This window comes from Trichocoleus sp. FACHB-6 (genome assembly GCF_014695815.1).
Lineage (GTDB): Bacteria > Cyanobacteriota > Cyanobacteriia > Cyanobacteriales > FACHB-T130 > Funiculus > Funiculus sociatus.
Window position 1 is genome coordinate 13,489 of sequence record NZ_JACJOY010000024.1, and the last position, 18,862, is coordinate 32,350.

Here is an 18,862-nt window from a genome sequence, read left to right on the forward strand (position 1 = left end):
TTTTTTAGATTGTTCTAAGCATCAACCGTGCGTCCCTTCTGGGGAAAAATTCCCCCCGGACGCACTTGAAGAAAAGCAATAATCAAAGCAAAAACCATCACCTTCGCCATACTTGTCGTAGCGAAAAATGAAAAGAAATCCGAGAGCGGTTTAATGGGAGCAAGCCACAGCGCCAGAGTATTAGAACCGATGAGATAGTTTGCCATACCGATCGCGATCGCAGCCACAATACTACCCACCAACTTACCAACACCGCCCACAACTACCACCATAAACGTATCGACAATATAATTCTGCCCAGTATTTGGCCCCACAGAACCCAGCAAACTAATCGCACAACCTGCAACACCAGCTAATCCCGAACCCAACGCAAAAGTCAGTGCATCCACTTTCTCTGTAGGAATTCCCAAACAAGCACTCATACTGCGATTTTGCGTCACTGCCCGAATTCTCAAACCCCAAGACGAACGTTGTAAAAACAAGTAAATTCCGGCAATACAAAGAATCGTTAGCACGATAATAAAAAGTCGTGCATATTGTAGCTGAAAGCTACCTAACGGCAATCCACCTCGTAGCCAACTAGGAGCCGTTACATCAACATTTTGAGCGCCGAACCAAGCCTTAGTCACAGCCAGTTTATAAGTTTCCCCCAAAAGTTTACCTATTCTCGCAGCAATTTCCCACGAAACAGGTAACATTACTACTATTACCCAAGGGCGAATTCTTTCAAAATCTGCGCGACGAGACAGAATCCTCAAAGCGCCGAAAAACAAAATACAAAATACACCAATTTCAATTATCAGCACCCAGTTAACGCTGCGGACGAACTGTTGCAAAATCAGGCTAACGCCCCAAGTTGCCAACAGTGTTTCTAGAGGTCGTCCGTAAAGATAACGAATTACCCCACGCTCCAGAATTAATCCCACAGCAGATGCTACCAAAAAAGCCAAAATTAGGGCAAAAAAGATATAAAGTTCAAACCAAGGTTTCCCCAATATCTTGAAACCATTTTGCACAACATAAGTTGTGTATGCTCCCAGCATTATTAGCTCGCCGTGAGCTAAGTTTATGACACCCATCAGCCCAAATACAATGGCTAAACCCAGCGCCGCAATTAGTAAAACAGCACCGATGCTAATCCCGTTAAATATGGCATCTAACACTACTTGCAGCACTAGCTTTCTCCCAATTAATTGATTTGCATCGCCTTTGTTGCAGCTTACCTTTTTAGATAAGCAGGTGATAGGTATCTAACTTTACTTCTGGTAATTGGTAATAAACAATCAGCCTACTATACTCCTTACCATCCTAAAAAACTTACAGTTATTTCGACTACTGAATAGTTTTCCTTCGATGTACACCTACTACTTAAAATTGCAAAGTTTCATATAGCCTATTGCATAAAGCATATTATTCCAGATGCGAATTTTAGCAGGCAATACATAGCGACTAAACAATCGCATATTTCCATGAAAAACGAGCGCAATTACTAGCTATGTTTAAGTTTATTAGCTTTTTTAGCTGTCCTTTATCCTTTTACTGAAGACAATAGATAAGAATAAAGGACAACAAGCTAATAATTGGACAGCTTAGGCTTTATATTTACCGCCTTTCTTCAAATCAGTCCAGTCACAGGCATATCCCTTAGTTTCAGCAACAAACTGGTTCCAGGGAACAGGAGATACTGCTTTCGGTGTCTCGTAGACAATCTTAAATAGACCGTCATCCGCCACTTCACCAAGTCGCACAAACTTCGCTAAGTGATGGTTATTTTCCAGTGTCACTCTGCCTTCTGGAGCATCGAAGGTTTGACCTACAGCGGCCTTTTTAACCGCTTCTATATCGTCAGCCGTTTTTGCTTTCTCAACAGACTGCTTCCATAAATAAACAGCAATGTACGCTGCTTCCATCGGGTCATTTGTTACCCGGTCTGCTCCGTATTTTGCCTTAAAGGCTGCGACAAACTTTTTATTAGCAGGAGTGTCCACAGTTTGGAAATAATTCCAAGCAGCGTAATGACCTTTGAGATATTCTGTACCGATTGCTTTAACTTCTTCTTCGGCAATACTTACAGACATTACCGGATATTTATCTGGGTTCAATCCTGCACCTTGCATCTGCTTGAAGAAAGCGACGTTGCTATCACCATTAAGAGTATTAAAAATTACTCCGCCCTCTGGCAGTGCTGCTTTTATTTTGGTAATGATGGGCGTGACTTCTGTATTACCCAAAGGTAAGTAGTCTTCACCTGCGGTTTCGCCGCCTTTGGCTTTTAATTGCTCTTTAATGACGGTGTTAGCGGTGCGAGGGAAAACGTAGTCGGAGCCTATGAGGAAGAATCTTTTACCTTTATTTTGCAACAACCAATCAACCGCAGGCTCAATTTGTTGATTTGGGGCAGCGCCAGTGTAGAAGATATTATTAGAACACTCTTGTCCCTCGTATTGTACGGGATACCAGAGCATATGTTTTTTCTCTTCAAATACTGGCAGTACAGCTTTACGACTTGCAGAAGTCCAACACCCAAAAACGGTGACAACTTTATCTTGATCAATTAATTTTCTGGCTTTTTCTGCAAAAGTAGGCCAGTCGGAGGCACCATCTTCTTGAATAGGTTGAATTTGTTTGCCTAGTACGCCGCCAGCTTTATTAATCTCGTCAATTGCTAACATTTCGGCATCGACGACACTTTTTTCGCTAATTGCCATCGTACCGCTGAGGGAGTGTAAAATCCCGACTTTAATGGTGTCTCCTCCACCAGCAGCGGCCACGGTAGTCGCGCCGGGAGAGGGAGAAGCAGCTGTTGGACTGCTGGGATTAGTGGTGGAAGTCCCACTGCAAGCCTTGAGAAGAATACTGGTTCCTAGAGTGGCAGAACCGTATAGAAGAAATTTACGTCGCCCTAATCGCTTTGCCATACCAATACTGTACTCCTGGCTGAATCAGCCCAATGATAGAGAACATACACAGCTAAGGAGTGATATTAGAGCGATGATCTAGGAAAACATTGTAGTCTTGGATACAAAACGCTGATTTTTAACAATCATTGAAGGATAAGGTCAGGTTGCTGTTTGGGGAATTTCTCCCATATTCAAACGGATAAAGTTCAAAACAGCGTCTAATCCTTGCTGAGTCTTCAAATTTGTAAATATAAAGTGTTTTTCCCCGCGCATTCTCTTAGAATCTCGTTCCATGATGCCCAAATCAGCTCCCACTAGAGGGGCAAGGTCAATTTTGTTAATTACCAGCAAATCTGACTTGGTGATGCCAGGGCCTCCTTTGCGGGGAATTTTGTCACCTGCTGCAACATCAATTACGTAAATTGTCAAGTCTACGAGTTCGGGACTAAAGGTTGCAGCTAAGTTGTCGCCGCCACTTTCTAAAAATACTAGGTCTAAATCTGGAAACCGCTGTTCCATCTGTTCGATGGCGGCTATGTTCATGGAAGCGTCTTCGCGGATGGCGGTATGGGGACAGCCGCCAGTTTCTATGCCGAGGATGCGATCGCTTTCCAATGCTTGACTTTTCACTAAAAACTGTGCATCTTCCTGCGTATAAATATCATTGGTGACGACAGCAATGTGGTATCTCTGCCGCATGGCCTTACACATCGCCTCAACTAAGGCAGTTTTTCCCGAACCCACTGGCCCTGCTACGCCAACCCGAAATGCACTCATGGGATTGCTAATCGCTAATGGCTAATTACTAATCTTACGTTAACTGCGAAATAGTCGCGTGTACTGGGTTTCGTGTGCCATACTCGCCAGGGCTAATCCCCAGCCACAACTACCGAGATCGTCATCCTCTAAAGCTAAAATTTCATTGGCAGCATCACGTATAGTTGGATGCAGTTCAAAGAGTAGCTGTTGCCCAGCGGTTTGTCCCAGGGGAATCAGTTTCACTCCAGATGCGATCGCATTCGTGGCCCAACTGTGTAAATATCCCAACATTGCTTGCTTTAGCTCAATTTGCCACTCTTGCGCCGCGATACCGAATGCGATCGCATAATTACAAGGATTTCCCACAGCATCGGCCATTAACTGCACCTGCGGCTGTAGTTCCAGAAATAATTTCAAAAGCGATCGCCCCATCTGCCAACTTTGCTCTCGTAATTCTTGAGTTTCTTTAGCAGCAGATAACCAAGCATTCCAGTAACTTAAAGCCGCCAAATCGCCAGCTTCTGCACCTCGATAGGCGCGGATCGCTATCGCCGCCTCCAACCGAATTGCCCCATAGCGCAGTTCCTGCTTTAGCCAGTCTCCCAGATGCCGATTATCAATTACACCAGCCTCAACTAGCGTTTCCAAACCTTCGGAATAGCTATAGGCACCCACTGGTAATGCTGGACTAGCAAGCTGTAACAGACACAGTAAATTGCTCATTGAGGATTGGGGATTGGGAAATTGGGAATTGAGGAATTGGGGATTGAGGAATTGGGAATTGGGAAAAAGTCTTACCTAGTCCCCAATCCCCAGTCCCCAGTCCCCAGTCCCTTTTTAATGTCCGTAAGCACCTGGTTCAGGTTGAAAAGGTGCGATTTCCTCTCGTACCTCCACCCCTAGATGTTCCAGCATTGCCTGCAAAACTGGGTCAGGAGATAGTCTTAAATAGGTGAGAGCAATTTCTATCGGTACGTGCCGATTCCCCAGATGATAAGCCGCACGCAGCAAATCTAGGGGCTGTTTAGCTGTCACCGTGAGAACTGGTTCCGGTTTAGCAGCAATTCTCACTACAACATCACAGGTTTCAGATTGGAGGAGATCGTGATCGCGCAGCACCGTCCCTCTAGGTAAGCGTAGATACAAAGCTTCACCTGAAGGCGTTTCAAAGCGATAGCGGCTGCGGGTACGCTCCTCGGCTGTCAGAGCCAGAGTAAAACTAACTTCTACATCAGGCTCAGCACTCAAGCGTTGCGTTATATTTAGCATCGCTTAAAAAGGTAAAGACAAAAGAAAGAGATCCTCAAAGATCGCCCTTAGTTAGATTGCAGACGAAGCATTTCATTTTGAATCCGTGTTTGTAGATCCTTATCGCTCTGCGCTGCAATGGTAACTTGGTTGAATCGTTCATTTGTCAGACCATTGCTCTGGATAATCTTTTGCGACTGCTGACAATAATTTCTGGCAATTGCCTGAGCATTTTTAGGCAGCGATCGCAAAGTATTAGGTCTGCCGCAAATAATATTCGGAGGGCTGCCCACAAGTTTCTTAATGTCATTATAGGCAGATTGGCGACCAGGCTCCATCGCCAAGATAGCTCTGGCAACTTTAGTTACTTCCTCATTAGTAACATTAGAAGCTTGAGCGTATGCCACAGAATTAAACTCTACAGTATGGTAGCCCCCGGAGATACCCGGTGCGATTCCCAATAGCAGGCTTAGGGTGGCGAAAGTTCCCACACTTAGGCATTGGGATAAGACTCGATTCACGTAACGGCGGGAACAGAAGGAAGTCATCATGATCTAGTGCAGCCAAAAATAGGAAACTAAAGCAGTACGTGCATTACATTTTCTGAACTATTTTAAGGGTGAGAAGTTCCAGGTAGGGAGGAAGCATTTATAAATAATTTGCTAAATTTCACAGATGCACTTCCAGATCCCAGATGTAGGGCGCGTGAGTCCAAAGCTGTAACGCACGTTTATGGAGAGATATTTTAAGGGTTTTAGTGCGTTACGTTTCACTGATACACCAGGCAGAGTTCTATAACTTTAGTTTGTAGAGTCGAAAGGGGATCTGCGCCTCGCTTTAGACTAACGTCAAGATCCAGCAGTAAGGGTAATGTTAAACTAAGTTGCCGAATTGATAAGGGATTGACTTCTTTTCGCAGAATGTAAACTCGATTTGGGTTGCCTATCTCTACCGCAGTAGCGATCGCTCTTTCATCTCGCTCCCCATCCTCTATCATAAGTTTGACCCATAACCAGGTGCGAAATTGACCAATCAAAGTAGCTACAATCTTCAAAGCTGGTTCATTGCGACCGATCAAGTCAGCAACCAAACCGGAAGCTTTAGCCGCATTTCCCTGAATAATTGCCTCTGCCAACTTCAAGCTATTATGGGTGGTTGATGTTACCAGAGCAGCAATAACATCGACATCAAGTGCTTTTGCTTCTGTCCCAGCATAGCAATGTAACTTTTCCAGCTCATTCCAAAGCTGCCTGGTATCATTTCCCACAGACTGTGCTAAAAGTTCGGCACCAGCCTGAGTCAGTTTTACATCGACTTCTTGGGAAACTTGCCGCACTCGTTTTAGCAACTCTTCTGTTTTCCAAGGTGGAATGAGAGAAAATTCTCTAATCTCAGCATACTGTTGCAGCAACTTAGTGGATCTTAGACGACCATCAGGTTTAGTTCGCGTTGTCAGTAATAATACTGACAACTCAGGAATTACTGGTATAGTACGCTCCAACTCAGCCAGCAGGTCTTCAGAACATTGCTGGCATATAGTTGTATCAGTCAACCATACTAGACGCCCACTGCTAACCATAGGAGGGGTCATCGCCTGATTCAGTCCGATGATGGCAGCATTGGCTTGATCGGGGGAAATTTTGTCATAGTTAAAGCTAGCCCATTGCGGATCGACAAATCGATGCAAAAGGAGATTAACGGCTTTTTCCAAGGCAAAATCATCTTCTCCCCAGTAAAGGTAAATTGGCATTACAGCATCTTTTAAAAGAGCGAGGATATCAAAATTGGACGAGAGTTATCAAATTTATTTAAATCGAGTAGCCCGACTACCGCTACCTGCTACCTACCAGTCCCAAGTACAACATATACAGGAGTCTCCGAAGTTTAAGCCTGACGAATCTGGCGAAAGACAGCCAGTGCCTTTCCCAGGCTATACGGTAATCACGCCACCTTGGGGGGATGATTCGGAAAATTCTACGTTTTACGAAACCTTGAAGGTGTGCCAAGATCAACTATTGCAGCAGTTTGACTCCGGTTTCTTGGTACCAGTACCTCCGGAGAGCTTTCACTTAACTTTAGCGGATTTGATTTGGGACAGTGCTTACAGACACGCGAATCAGAAGCCAGCTTTTGAGGAACATTTGCGCTCTGCAATTGGTAAAATCTTTGAGCAGTCTAAGCCGTCAATCAGTTTAGGGCATCCTTTACGCTGGCAATTGCTGGGGTTGATAGTGATGCCTCGCGCGATCGCTGTGGGTTTACTACCCAAGGACGAGGAAACCTACGAAAGAATTTTGCAGTTTCGCCGCTTTATTTATCAAAATCCCGGTCTGATTGCTTTGAGGGTTGAACAGCAATACCGTTTTACTGCCCATATTACACTAGGATATTTTGGGAATATTTCACCAGATTTAGATCGCCAAGCTTTATGCAATAAGCTTTCGGAATTTAACGATCAATGGGTAGAAAATTACCAAGAACTCTTGGCACACCGCGCAGAACTTAGGAAGTTTGACGATATGACCCACTATTATCGTGGCCCTGACTGGCCTGTTTTAGAATTTTAAGTTGTCGGGGCGGGTTTTAAGATAACCTTAGCATTCGGCAACAGCAAATCCTCCTTAAACCCGCCCCTCAATGAGCCTTTTAAATCATCCTATTTTGGAGCAGAGTTTTGCAGTTATTGACCGAGAAATCGGCGAACATAACTTTAGCCCCGCTGAGTATGCCATTGTCCGGCGGGTGATTCACACTACTGCTGATTTTGAGTTTGCAACATTGATTCGATTTAGTCCTGGGGCAATTGAGAATGCGATTGCATCACTCCAGCGTCGTGTGCCTATTATCACAGACGTAGGCATGGTAAAACAGGGAGTTGCTGGGATGGTATCGAAAACTTTTGGCACCCCGCTAATTGCCGCAGTTGAAGAAGCACCCGTCCCACTTCCCGGTAAGACGCGCACCGAGACTGGTTTGATGCAATGCTTTGAGTTATTTCCCGACGCGATTTTTGCTATCGGGAATGCTCCCACAGCTTTACTAGCTCTTTGTGCTGAGTTGCCAAAAGCACCAGTACAACCAGCTTTGGTCATCGGCGTACCTGTGGGCTTTATCTCCGTGCTAGAGTCAAAAGCGGCACTCGCTAACACCCCCGTACCCCAAATTCGCATCGAAGGACGCAAGGGCGGTTCACCAGTAGCTGCTGCTATCGTTAATGCTCTGCTCATCTTAGCTTGGGAGGCTTATGAGAGTTAACGAACCACAGAGGCAAGAGAGACGCAGAGGGAAGCAATATAGGCTCTGTGTTTCTTTTTTTAGTTTTTGCCTCCCCCCTTTTGAAGGCGGGCAAGGGGGATCGCCTTTTGCTTTTCTATGACTGTACACGTTGTGGGAATTGGCTTGGATGGCACAGCAGGACTAACAGAAACTGTGCGGCAAATTGTGGATCGGGCGACGCTGCTAATTGGAAGCGATCGCCACCTCTGTTACTTTCCCCATCATCCAGCCCAACGTTTGCTACTAGGAGATTTAAAAGCAGCAATTGACAAAATTCGCAATTGCTTATATATTGCTTCAGAAATAATTGTGGTATTAGTCAGCGGCGATCCCCTATTTTTTGGATTGGGACGGCTGCTACTTGTAGAACTTCCAGCAGAACAATTAACTTTTTACCCGCATCTGAGTTCGATTCAACTGGCTTTCAATAAAATTAAAGTGCCTTGGCAGGATGCGCGGGTGATTAGCGCTCACGGGCGATCGCTTGATGAGTTAACTGTAGCACTGCAACAAGGCGTGGAGAAGATTGCGGTGCTGACAGATGGGACCAATACGCCAAATGCGATCGCACATCTGTTACTTGCCTTAGATTTACCCAGCAATTACCAATTCTGGGTATGTGAAAATCTCGGCGGTGTTGATGAACAGGTTCAATGTTTGGCGATAGACAGCCTGCTGGATAAAACTTTTGCACCCCTGAATGTGGTGGTATTATTACGTGTAGAGGCGGATGAATTGCCTCTAAATTTAGCATCTTTGCCGATGCTGGGATTACCAGATCGGAGTTTTTTGAGTTTTAGCGATCGCCCAGGTTTGATGACTAAGCGCGAAGTGCGTATTCTCGTATTAGGAGAAATAGCACTACAGCCAAAACAAATTATCTGGGATATCGGTGCCGGAACTGGATCGGTTTCTATCGAAATTGCCCGTTTGTTCCCCACATCGCGCGTGTATGCGATTGAGAAAACCTCTGCTGGCACCAGTTTAATCCAGAAAAATTGCGATCGCTTCCAAGTAGAAAACGTAATTTCTATTCATGGCGATGCACCAGAAGCTTTATCTCAACTTCCACCACCCAATCGCATCTTTATCGGTGGTAGCGGCGGCAATTTAACTGAAATTCTCGATACCTGTAATAATCATCTAACTTCTAATGGTGTTTTGGTGCTGGCACTAGCAACTTTAGAACATCTTAATACAGCTTTGGATTGGCTTTCCCGTCACAGTTGGGATTACCAGTTGTTGCAAGTGCAGCTATCACGTTCTGTACCGGTGGGAAACTTGACGCGGTTTTCGCCTCTTAATCCAGTGACGATTTTAACTGCAACTCGTTGAAGGCGCGATCGCTCATCCAGAAACTACTTCATCCAAGACTTGCTGGAATTCTTCCACAGAACCAATAAGAATCGCCTTTGTGAAAAGCGTTTTCAGCATGGACGGATCGTTTATCCCGTTAATCCTCTCGACAATAGAGTTTGGCACTTCTGGAAACCGCGTTTCCAAGACTGCGATCGCATCCTCTCGTGCCTTTTCCACCATCCCTTCCTGCTTTGCCAACCGCTCGATACTGGTTACGTAACGCATTCTAGTCGCCTCCTCATAACTTTTTACTACTGCTTTAAAACCTTGCGCCAACTCCTCTGGCAGCATCATCACCCAGTCGATAAACCGAAACAACTTTAGAATATCTTCTCGGCTATACTCCCGTTCGTACAGCCTTCTGACCAGGCTTAGTTTCCACTGTAAACGACTCTGTGGGTTTCGGTGCGTCGCTTTAGTCTTTAAATGCGCCATCACAATTACAGCAAAAGGATTAGTGCTTTGTTCTAGACTTTCCCACTGCGCCTCATAGTCCAAAAGTTTCGCTACGGGAAACTCTAAACTAACGCGACATCCGCCAAGTTGATAACCGTAGCTAGAAGGCCGCCAATTTTTCTCTTCGTCTGCCAAAATCGCTAAGCTGATGACTCGCTGTTTGTGGGGGTCATACAAGCGGTAATTGTATGTGTACATTCGTTCGGCAAACTTGCTGTCGTACTTACCTTGAACTTCCACATGAACCAATACCCAAGCTTCTTCGCCTCCCAGCAGCCAAACCTTTGCGACTTTATCTACCAAACGCCGCCCAATTTCTGCATCTGGTTCTAGCTGTTGCAGTTCTGTATCTAGAAATTCATAGGCTGGATCTCGCTGCCAGTCGATTTCGGCATAAACTAGGGGGAAAAAGAACTCCAAAAAGCTAGGAAAATATTCCTCTATGACTTCTTTCCAGGGACTATCGTAATCAGTAGATTGCTCGGTCATACGTTTTCAACTGCCGAAGCTGAATCATAAATTGTGGCTGACTTGCGATCGCTTCCCCCACAACTTCTTCTGATACCGATAATCTCAGACTTTGTTTGCTCTAGATTATTTCAGATTGTCGGTTCAGTTAAATAATACCCAGAGAAAGCCTCCAGTTCCTAATACACACAGAATTCCCATCCCCCCAGCTAAGGGTTTTTCTCCTAACCCAGTCATCCAAGCTGGAACTTTACCGGTGTAAGTAATCAACCCAACGGTATCCAAACTAGCTATAACCCAAATCCAACCCGCGTGTAGTCCCCAAGGCAAACCCAGACTACCACCATCACAAGCACGAGCTAATACTAATATCATCCCCATCAGCCACAATCCCGGCAGCTGGGGTAGAGTTTCTTGCTGTTCCCAAACCAAATGTAGCAGAGCAAAAATTAAGCTGGAAATTACTGCCGCTACCCAAACTGAATAATCTTGCTGGAGGGAAGTAAGCAAAAATCCCCGAAAAATTAACTCTTCAATTCCACTTACCAACAATCCTATTAATAGTGTCGGTAGCAGGATAGATCCCACTACCGATCCAATTTTGGGCGACTGGATCTCTGCCTCTGGAGAGCTTTGATCTTCTTCCCAGTGCCAATTTATCCAGCCTAAGGCTTTTTCTATGCCAAACACCGCCACAAGGCTTAGCACAGCCAAGCCCAAGCCTTGTCCCAGTGAAACTAAAACTGAAGCTTTCCAATCCAAGCCGTAATCTGAAAAAGGCACCCCCTCCACCAAAGAAGCACCCCACACAATCAGTGGGGCAATTAAGTAAAGCGAAGCTAATAACGGTAGCTTTTGCTCTACTGCCAATGGCTTAGGGGGTTGCCATTTCAGAAATTTTGCCAGAGGAATCGCCACTGGCAACCAAAGAACTAGCCAAACAAGGAAAAAAGCGATCGCTTTCCACACAGCGGCTGCCTCTGCAAGTAACGCCAGCAACCGCTTTATTTGGTCAAAAATAACCATTGTCAAGACAGCTTTCATTGGCACAAGCTTAACATCTTAACGAAAGCGAAAACACTGCCTTGTATACTTTCGGAGGGCGATCATAAACCCACGCAGCTACTATGCAATAGCCCTCCGATGTATTAGCAAAACACTAGACAATCCCCTTTAAGGAAAGCCAGTTAATTTTCTTTCAGATGAAACAGCTTGTTTTGTCAAAAGCACCCCTAGACCAGTAACTATTACTGCCTAAGATTCCTCATCTTCCTCGTCTTCAGTATCTTCCTCCATATCTTCCGCTGCCCGGGTTTTATCGCCATCCACCTGAATTAAGTGAATATGCTTGTAGCCCAGCTTAATTTCAAACTCATCACCAGGCTTTAATCCCATTGCCTCAGTGTAGGTTGCACCAATAACAATTTGACCGTTTTTGTGTACGCTTACACGATAGGTTGGTTCGCGTCCACGACCATCTTTTGTTCCTTCTGGATCGAGAGGAACACCTTTAGCGCCCAAAACTGCGTCATAAAAGTCTGTTAGGTTGACACGAGTCTGGTTATTCTTAGTCACGGTGTAATAGCCACAGCGTTTTGCTGTTTCTCGCCGTGGTAAGTTTGAAAGCTCTTTTACTTTTTGAAGCAGTGCTTTCCCTGTCAATGGAGATGTTGCGGTTTCAGTCATCGTCTTACAAAATACACTTCAATCTACAGTATAGTAAAGAGAGTCTTCTGCCAATATTTGAGTACATAAAAAATATATATTTAACTTACTCAGCCCAACAAACGATTTTTACAAGGTGAGTCCTCAAGTTCATGTCTTGCTGCAAAATTTGGTTGTTCGGTAACAGTTGAGGTTCTTACTACCACTTGTCAAGTCATTTAAGGAGCGACTAGAGACAAGAGACTAAAGACTCTATAATTTTATAAAGTCTAAAGTGTACTATTATCGGAAATCTATCTTTGGGATGACAAAGGGGCGATTGATCTGTTTTGTCTTCATGGCTCTAGACATAAAAAATTAAGAGCTGCACACCCAAGTCAATCTATGTAAAACAAAGTTGTGCTTGCCTACACAGTGCTGATTTCAGTCTTAGACTAGAAGATGAGAGAATGAAGAGCCTTTAATCATGCAAGTCCTTTTTAAGGTCATTAGGCAGGAGCAAAATTCTCCTCCTCAAGTTCAGACTTACACACTGGATGTTGATCCCGGCAACACAATTCTGGATTGCTTAAATCGTATTAAGTGGGAGCAGGATGGAAGTTTAGCTTTTCGCAAGAATTGTCGCAACACAATTTGCGGCAGCTGCGGAATGCGAATCAATGGTCGTTCTGCACTAGCTTGCAAGGAAAATGTGGGCAGTGAACTGCAAAGGCTGCAACAGATAGCGGCAAGTGCTACAACCTCAGATACAGTGAGAAATACCTCAGATATCATCCCAGAAATTACTATTGCCCCAATGGGCAATATGCCTGTAATTAAGGATTTGGTGGTAGATATGCACAGCTTTTGGGATCACCTTGAAGCTGTTGAACCCTATGTCAGCACTGGTGCAAGGCAAGTTCCGGAACGAGAGTTTCTGCAAACACCCCAAGAGCGAGAGAAACTGAATCAAACAGGCAATTGTATTTTATGCGGTGCCTGCTATTCTGAATGCAATGCCCGTGAAGTAAACCCAGATTTTGTAGGCCCCCACGCTTTAGCTAAAGCTTACCGGATGGTGACGGATTCTCGCGACTTTGAAACAGAATCTCGTTTGGAAAAATATAATCAGGGGACTCAGGGCGTTTGGGGCTGTACCCGCTGTTTTATGTGCAATACGGTTTGTCCGATGGATGTTGCCCCAATGGATCAAATCGGTAAAATTAAACAGGAAATTCTTGACCGGAAGGATGCCCAAGACAGCCGCCAAGTTCGCCACCGGAAAGTATTAATTGATTTGGTTAAGGAAGGCGGTTGGATTGATGAACGCCGATTTGGGCTGCAAGTGGTGGGTAACTCTTTTCGAGATATTAAGGGGTTAATCAGCTTGGGGCCACTGGGTTTAAGAATGCTGGTTCGGGGTAAGTTCCCTTTGGGATTTGAGCCGTCCGAGGGGGCGTTGGTAGTGCGATCGCTTATTGAATCTGTTCAAAGTCTGGAATCTCAACCAACATCTGACCAATATTAAACTAAAAGCGATGAATCCTGAAACTACTCCGACACCAAAACAAACGCCAGCAGAAGATTATAACAGTCCAGAACCTGCTTTTGGCTTTTCATCCTACGCCGAGCAACTTAACGGACGCTTCGCTATGGTAGGGTTTGTTGCTTTGTTAATACTGGAATTTTTCACCCATCAGGACTTTTTCACCTGGCTGGGGCTGCGCTAATAGCTTACTCGTAAAGTAGCAAATAGCAAATCGAGGCAGATACTCTAGATTCTAGAGTATCTGCCTCCATCCCTAAATTTGCCTAGATTAATTTTCTCAGCTCACCTTAACTGCATCCGCAAATCGGATTTTCAGATAATCATTCTCCATCTTGGCCCCGGATGGTTGTAAAGCCGCCAGTGCTTGCGGCAAGACCAAATTTCGCCGATGGTTGCCAATGGTAATATTTAATTCATCCCCAGTTTTACTCAATTGAACTTGATCCTTGGCAATACCAGGTAAATACAGTTCCAAACTGTACTGGTTTTTTTCTTGGACAACTCTCAGAGTCGTTTCCTTGTAATATACCTGAGTCGGGTCTTCGTCCTTATATAGCGTTTCCTTCAGTCGTTCTAAGGCATCCAAACCGCACATTTCCTCAGAGTAAAGCGGAACTTCCTTCACAGGCAATGGATGGAAATTTTGGTGAATATCATGCCGATATTGCTGCTGATTCTCCTTCCAACGTTGAAAGAAGGGGTCAGTCACTTGCTCTGGTATAATCCGATTTGCCACCACCAAATCCGTAGCAACATTGTACAAACTTAAATAAGCATGGGCGCGAAGAGACTCTTTAATCACCATTTTTTCTGGATTGGTGACTAAGCGCACCGAAGTTTGAGTATTGTCAGTTAATACTTTTTCCAACGCTTCAATCTGCTCGTAAAATTCATAGGGAGCATCCATGACCTCTTTATCTGGTAAAGAAAAACCTGCAAGTGGTCTAAAGATGGGTTCAACCAAAGGTCTTAGAGCAACTGATATTCCTTGTAATGGCTTATAAAAACGTCTCATATACCAACCGCTAACTTCCGGTAAACTTAGCAGTCTTAGCGCAGTTCCAGTGGGAGCTGAGTCAATAATGAGTACATCAAATTCGCCTTCATCGTAGTGGCGCTTCATCCGAACTAAACCGAAAATTTCGTCCATCCCAGGTAGAATGGCTAATTCTTCCGCCTGTACGCCATCCAATCCCCGCGCCTGCAAAACCTGGGTGATATAGCGCTTGACGGCACCCCAGTTGCCCTCCAATTCCATCAGCGCGTCTAACTCTGCTCCCCACAAGTTGGGGCGAACTAAACGCGGATCATGTCCTAATTCTAGGTCAAAACTGTCGGCAAGAGAGTGGGCGGGGTCGGTGCTAAGAACTAAGGTTTTATAGCCGAGTTCAGCACAACGCAAACCCGTTGCAGCTGCTACAGACGTTTTGCCAACGCCCCCTTTCCCTGTCATTAAAATTACACGCATTGATAATTAAACCCCGCCTGAAAATTGATTATATTTATTTACTTTAGCGGGTTTTCTCTAAGTACAGGTATTCTTGAAGATTTTGATTCCTTAGTTTGAATCCTAAATGAAATTTATTTACTTTACTACCTTCTATAAGCCGTTATAGTAAATTTACTCTAAAAATTATTCATTTTTATTCCCTTTACGGGATGAACCGGGGATATGCTGCTTTAGGACATCAAGGCGGGAACATTTCCAGTAGTCAATATGAGAATTAATTAGCCCATTGGAGTTGACTTTTAACTCGCTCCAGCCAGGAACAGCAATGCGTGGCTTCCAGGGAAGCGGAGTGTTCCAACTTAATGTCCACTCCATGTTTATTGTGTCTCCTGACTGGCGAATGTCGTGTAAATCCATCTTGACGGCAATAAAAAAGGTGTTGATAAAGCCAATCATGGCTTTATACTTCCCAAGACCACGAAATTTGCTGAGGGGATCTTGGAAAAAGATATCTTTTGCATAGATGCTGAAGGTCTGGTTTTCTGGGAATCTCTGATAGTCTTCTTTAAGAATTTGAAGGATGCCCATAAGATAAAAAGTATGATTAGAAGTTATACCTAGTTTGCTAAAACTCTCTAAAGGCTAGGGTTTCACAATCCAAAATCCGCTCCCCCTACATTTTTAGGGGGAATTCCAAAATCTAAAATGGTGTTAAGGTTCCACTTCTGGCCAGAGGCGTTCTAATTGACGTCGCCAAGCTGCTAGCACTTGTTCACGAGCTTCAGCGCCTAGATCCATTTCACCCATTAAACCTTCTTCATAAAACCGATCTAAGGTTTGGAGTGTTGCTTCGAGGGATTGTCCCTGTTGTTTGGCAGCGAGGATAATTTGACTGATGCGAGTTTCAATGAGCTGGTTAAAGCAGTCAGATAAACCTGTTTGATGCAGAGAAACGAGTCGCGCGATCGCTCCTGAAAAATCCTCTCCACTTAAACTATCGAGATTGTGCTGAAACACACCCCATAACACCTCTTGATGCAGGGCATAGCGGCTTTCCTGGGTATTATCAAAGTTGGCTTCTAAGAGCTGTTCCAAAAACGGTTGAGCTTCTTGAGCGGGTGCGATTGGTACTAGAACTCGCAACCAAGATCCATCGTCGGATAGTAGCACCAACAGCCGCATTTGGGGCGTTTCTACTTGCCACAATCCGGGTGCGGTTGCCTCAATAGCTTCTGCACCAAATATTTCTGTAAGGTTAGCGTTGATTTGTTCAGATTTCATAATTTTCTAATAATAATCCCCCAACTTGCGTCGGGGGAAACTTCTCAAGACATAGACCTGAGGAAGGAAGGGAGAATTAATTCATTTTTGTTCATCCCTCATCCTTTTAGGTCAACCATTCGGGAACGGCTTCTTCTTTAGTGTTAGTATTCCGGCTAGGAGTTTCGCGGGTGAACTTCATGTGAACCGAGCGGGTTTGCTCGCCATCAGCCGCGACAGCCATGATTGGATAGTCAATTAACCCATCTTGGAAGGACATTTGGAAACGGAAAGTACCATCGGAATTCAGCTTAATTGGACGACCGCCAATGGTAACGGTAGCATCAGGCTCGGTAGCACCGTAAACAATTAGCTCAGCATCGGCAATCAACCAGAACTGGCGCGGACGCATGGGTATTGCGGAACCGGAGAAGCCAGCACCCGACATTCCAACACCGGACATGGTAAGACCAGAGGTGGTGGGAACTGCCCACATACCAACGCCAGAGGGGAAGACGTAGGAGCTGATGGCTTGTTCTGCGGGGGATACTTGCTGCATGGAACCGTACAGAGAACCTGCTACGCGCTGAGCTTCGGCGGTCTGAGCCATGCCGAAGATTTCGTCGTAGATGGGGTTGCCAGTGACGGCCGCCGCACCGTAGCCAGTTGCTGCCATTGGCATTTTCTTGGCTGGAGGAACCAATTCGAGGAAGGTTTTTCCGCGCAGGTCTTCTTCCCAGTCCAGGGTGATGAATTGGTCTTCAATCCAGTCGCTAGGATAAACGGGAGGAACGCGCACGGGAGCGGAACGAGCTAAGACTAAAAAGCGACCATCTGCACAGCGGTAGCCGATGTCTACAACGTAGTCGCGATCGCTCACGGGCATCGGCAAATACCATTCCCGCGCTAACTCGTCGCAAGGATATTCCTGAATGCTGTGTGGGCTTTGGTATTCCAGGCTCATGTCTGTGACATCGTAGAGTCGCAGAGCTAGTTGTTGTCCCCCCTGACGCCGCAAGTCTTCTTTATGCTCGTTGGGGATATCCCAGTACGTGTAAGCCCATTGCGGATCGCGAGGCATCAAGACAACGCGGCTTTCACCGTAACCACCAGGTAAATCTCCTAACCCTTCGTCTACGGATGCCAGCGTACCGCCAGTCCGGTCTTCCTGACCAAGTTCAAATTTTGCTGCTTCCACTTCTTCTTGTGCCTCCAGTGTGCGAGATGGACTGAGAGAAATCTTGGTGCGTTGAACTTCTTGAATTGATGCCAGCAGTTGGTCTTTCCGCATTCTGCTGTATCTAGAGATGCTGCATTCACTGGCAACTTTGCGAAGTTGCCGCAATGTCATCTCTTCTAGGGGTGGGCGTTCTTTTGCCATAACGTATTGTCTCCGGTAGTTTCTTTCGGCAGGTAGGTTACTCCTCTAGAGACTGGTTAACGAAGCGCACAAAGTGCAGTTTCGCGTCTCTTCAACTTCGGAAAGCTGGGCAATATTGCCTCTTACTGAAATCCGTAACGTCTTTTAGTTGGTTCCGGTCTTGAGCGAGTCGATTTTTCCTTTAAGTAGCAGGATTTTCAAACGACACCTTGAAGACTTATTTGCTTTCCATCTGAATTGAGAAGCGAACTGACCACCCATGTTTTCAGAAATGCGGTTTCCACATTTCTTTGGGATCGCGGGATCGCTTTGTTAATCTTATGTTGTAAAAAATTCCTGGTTAAATCAAGGGGTTTCTGGGCCGATTATAGGTATATCTACGAAGTTATGGGCAACCTGGGGATCGAATTGTCATAAATCTATGACAATTTGCGGGATGTGGGATCAACTACCGGGGAGCATTTGCCTAAATACTTTCTAGGTAAGGTAAGAATGTCAGGCTTTCGTGACAAATAACCGAGCAACCGGGTTTCTAGCTTTGGCGTTAATATTTTTCGATTAAGATAAACCTAACCCCCAACTCTTTCGCTTAAAGGGAAAGGGAGGTTAACAATTCTGAGATATTGGCTTTGGCGTAATGGGTAGCTGGATCTACTGTCCGAACAAAACTACCCATAGAGGAATCATCAGCAGCATCAATCCTGTGCTCACGACAATACTGCTGGCGATTAAATCTCGGTTAAGGTTGTACTCCTCTGCCAGGATCAGACCAGCAAATGCTGTAGGCATACCCGACATCAGCACCATTGCTAAGCGCGGTTCGCCTGACAAGCCGCAAAGTGTCGTCACAATTCCGATCAGTGTTGGCAGAACGACTACTTTTAAAATGGCAGGTAGCACAGCCGTCTGAAAACTCTTCCATCCCTGAATCTGAGCCAGCCGCATACCCATCAGCACAAAGGCTCCAGAAATGACAAACCCTACAGAACTTTGTAGTCCTAGGCGATGTGCAACTTATCAATCTGCAATTAAACCATCGAACTGTAGAAGTGCTCGACCACTGAGACGATTGAGAAAGCAACAGACAGTGTGAGCCAATAACTTGCGGTTCA

19 protein-coding genes and 1 pseudogene are annotated in these 18,862 nt (G+C 45.2%); 5 read left to right on the plus strand and 15 right to left on the minus strand.

Annotated features, from left to right (window positions below; genetic code table 11):
* Positions 1–14 precede the first annotated feature (14 nt).
* The 7 genes from urtB to holA all read right to left on the minus strand — a co-directional run bounded on the left by urtB (position 15) and on the right by holA (position 6,657).
* Positions 15–1,175: an urea ABC transporter permease subunit UrtB gene (urtB, locus tag H6F66_RS04465; RefSeq protein ID WP_190418637.1), complete on the minus strand. Its 1,161-nt coding sequence runs from the start codon at positions 1,173–1,175 to the stop codon at positions 15–17.
* 414 nt (positions 1,176–1,589) lie between these two features.
* A complete protein-coding gene (urtA, locus tag H6F66_RS04470; protein ID WP_190418639.1) occupies positions 1,590–2,918 on the minus strand; it encodes an urea ABC transporter substrate-binding protein in 1,329 nt (442 codons plus the stop codon).
* A gap of 141 nt (positions 2,919–3,059) precedes the next feature.
* Positions 3,060–3,677, minus strand: a complete 618-nt coding sequence (gene ureG / locus H6F66_RS04475) for an urease accessory protein UreG (protein WP_190418641.1) — start codon at positions 3,675–3,677, stop codon at positions 3,060–3,062.
* A 39-nt stretch (positions 3,678–3,716) separates the two neighbouring features.
* On the minus strand, positions 3,717–4,382 hold the full coding sequence (locus tag H6F66_RS04480) for an urease accessory protein UreF (RefSeq protein WP_190418644.1): 666 nt from the start codon (positions 4,380–4,382) through the stop codon (positions 3,717–3,719).
* 114 nt (positions 4,383–4,496) lie between these two features.
* Entirely contained in the window at positions 4,497–4,928 is a 432-nt protein-coding gene (gene ureE, locus H6F66_RS04485; RefSeq protein WP_190418646.1) for an urease accessory protein UreE, read from the minus strand.
* A 47-nt stretch (positions 4,929–4,975) separates the two neighbouring features.
* The gene (locus H6F66_RS04490) at positions 4,976–5,458 is read right to left on the minus strand and encodes a DUF4168 domain-containing protein (protein ID WP_190418648.1); all 483 of its coding nucleotides are present in this window, start codon (positions 5,456–5,458) and stop codon (positions 4,976–4,978) included.
* A 218-nt stretch (positions 5,459–5,676) separates the two neighbouring features.
* Entirely contained in the window at positions 5,677–6,657 is a 981-nt protein-coding gene (holA, locus tag H6F66_RS04495) for a DNA polymerase III subunit delta (RefSeq protein ID WP_190418651.1), read from the minus strand.
* A gap of 34 nt (positions 6,658–6,691) precedes the next feature.
* Here holA and H6F66_RS04500 point away from each other — a divergent pair, with 34 nt between their 5' ends.
* The 3 genes from H6F66_RS04500 (at position 6,692) to cbiE (ending at position 9,518) form a co-directional block, all read left to right on the plus strand.
* Positions 6,692–7,474 carry a DUF1868 domain-containing protein gene (locus H6F66_RS04500; RefSeq protein WP_190418653.1) on the plus strand — a complete coding sequence of 261 codons (783 nt, stop codon included), beginning with the start codon at positions 6,692–6,694 and terminating at the stop codon, positions 7,472–7,474.
* A 70-nt stretch (positions 7,475–7,544) separates the two neighbouring features.
* Positions 7,545–8,162, plus strand: a complete 618-nt coding sequence (locus H6F66_RS04505; RefSeq protein WP_190418656.1) for a cobalt-precorrin-8X methylmutase — start codon at positions 7,545–7,547, stop codon at positions 8,160–8,162.
* A 117-nt stretch (positions 8,163–8,279) separates the two neighbouring features.
* Positions 8,280–9,518 (plus strand): precorrin-6y C5,15-methyltransferase (decarboxylating) subunit CbiE, encoded by a 1,239-nt coding sequence (gene cbiE / locus H6F66_RS04510; protein WP_190418658.1) that lies wholly within the window; start codon positions 8,280–8,282, stop codon positions 9,516–9,518.
* Between the two features lie 12 nt (positions 9,519–9,530).
* Here cbiE and H6F66_RS04515 read toward each other — a convergent pair whose 3' ends face one another.
* The 3 genes from H6F66_RS04515 to H6F66_RS04525 all read right to left on the minus strand — a co-directional run bounded on the left by H6F66_RS04515 (position 9,531) and on the right by H6F66_RS04525 (position 12,152).
* Positions 9,531–10,487 carry a transposase gene (locus H6F66_RS04515; RefSeq protein WP_190418661.1) on the minus strand — a complete coding sequence of 319 codons (957 nt, stop codon included), beginning with the start codon at positions 10,485–10,487 and terminating at the stop codon, positions 9,531–9,533.
* 123 nt (positions 10,488–10,610) lie between these two features.
* A complete protein-coding gene (locus tag H6F66_RS04520) occupies positions 10,611–11,510 on the minus strand; it encodes a type II CAAX endopeptidase family protein (RefSeq protein ID WP_199295203.1) in 900 nt (299 codons plus the stop codon).
* A 210-nt stretch (positions 11,511–11,720) separates the two neighbouring features.
* Entirely contained in the window at positions 11,721–12,152 is a 432-nt protein-coding gene (locus H6F66_RS04525; protein ID WP_190418662.1) for an AbrB family transcriptional regulator, read from the minus strand.
* A 445-nt stretch (positions 12,153–12,597) separates the two neighbouring features.
* On the opposite strand from H6F66_RS04525, the gene H6F66_RS04530 reads away from it, so the two are divergent.
* Both H6F66_RS04530 and H6F66_RS04535 read left to right on the plus strand, forming a co-directional pair.
* Positions 12,598–13,638 carry a succinate dehydrogenase/fumarate reductase iron-sulfur subunit gene (locus tag H6F66_RS04530; protein WP_190418663.1) on the plus strand — a complete coding sequence of 347 codons (1,041 nt, stop codon included), beginning with the start codon at positions 12,598–12,600 and terminating at the stop codon, positions 13,636–13,638.
* 10 nt (positions 13,639–13,648) lie between these two features.
* Positions 13,649–13,840, plus strand: a complete 192-nt coding sequence (locus H6F66_RS04535) for a chlorophyll a/b-binding protein (RefSeq protein WP_190418664.1) — start codon at positions 13,649–13,651, stop codon at positions 13,838–13,840.
* A 96-nt stretch (positions 13,841–13,936) separates the two neighbouring features.
* On the opposite strand, the gene H6F66_RS04540 is transcribed toward H6F66_RS04535, so the two are convergent.
* From H6F66_RS04540 to H6F66_RS04560, 5 genes and pseudogenes are all read right to left on the minus strand, one after another.
* Positions 13,937–15,127, minus strand: a complete 1,191-nt coding sequence (locus H6F66_RS04540) for a TRC40/GET3/ArsA family transport-energizing ATPase (RefSeq protein WP_190418665.1) — start codon at positions 15,125–15,127, stop codon at positions 13,937–13,939.
* A gap of 165 nt (positions 15,128–15,292) precedes the next feature.
* Entirely contained in the window at positions 15,293–15,697 is a 405-nt protein-coding gene (locus H6F66_RS04545) for a DUF2358 domain-containing protein (RefSeq protein WP_190418666.1), read from the minus strand.
* Between the two features lie 123 nt (positions 15,698–15,820).
* A complete protein-coding gene (locus tag H6F66_RS04550) occupies positions 15,821–16,390 on the minus strand; it encodes a CesT family type III secretion system chaperone (RefSeq protein ID WP_190418668.1) in 570 nt (189 codons plus the stop codon).
* A gap of 106 nt (positions 16,391–16,496) precedes the next feature.
* Positions 16,497–17,750 (minus strand): DUF4912 domain-containing protein, encoded by a 1,254-nt coding sequence (locus tag H6F66_RS04555; protein WP_190418670.1) that lies wholly within the window; start codon positions 17,748–17,750, stop codon positions 16,497–16,499.
* 651 nt (positions 17,751–18,401) lie between these two features.
* Positions 18,402–18,749, minus strand: a pseudogene (locus H6F66_RS04560) (AEC family transporter); the annotation flags it as partial.
* Positions 18,750–18,862 lie beyond the last annotated feature (113 nt).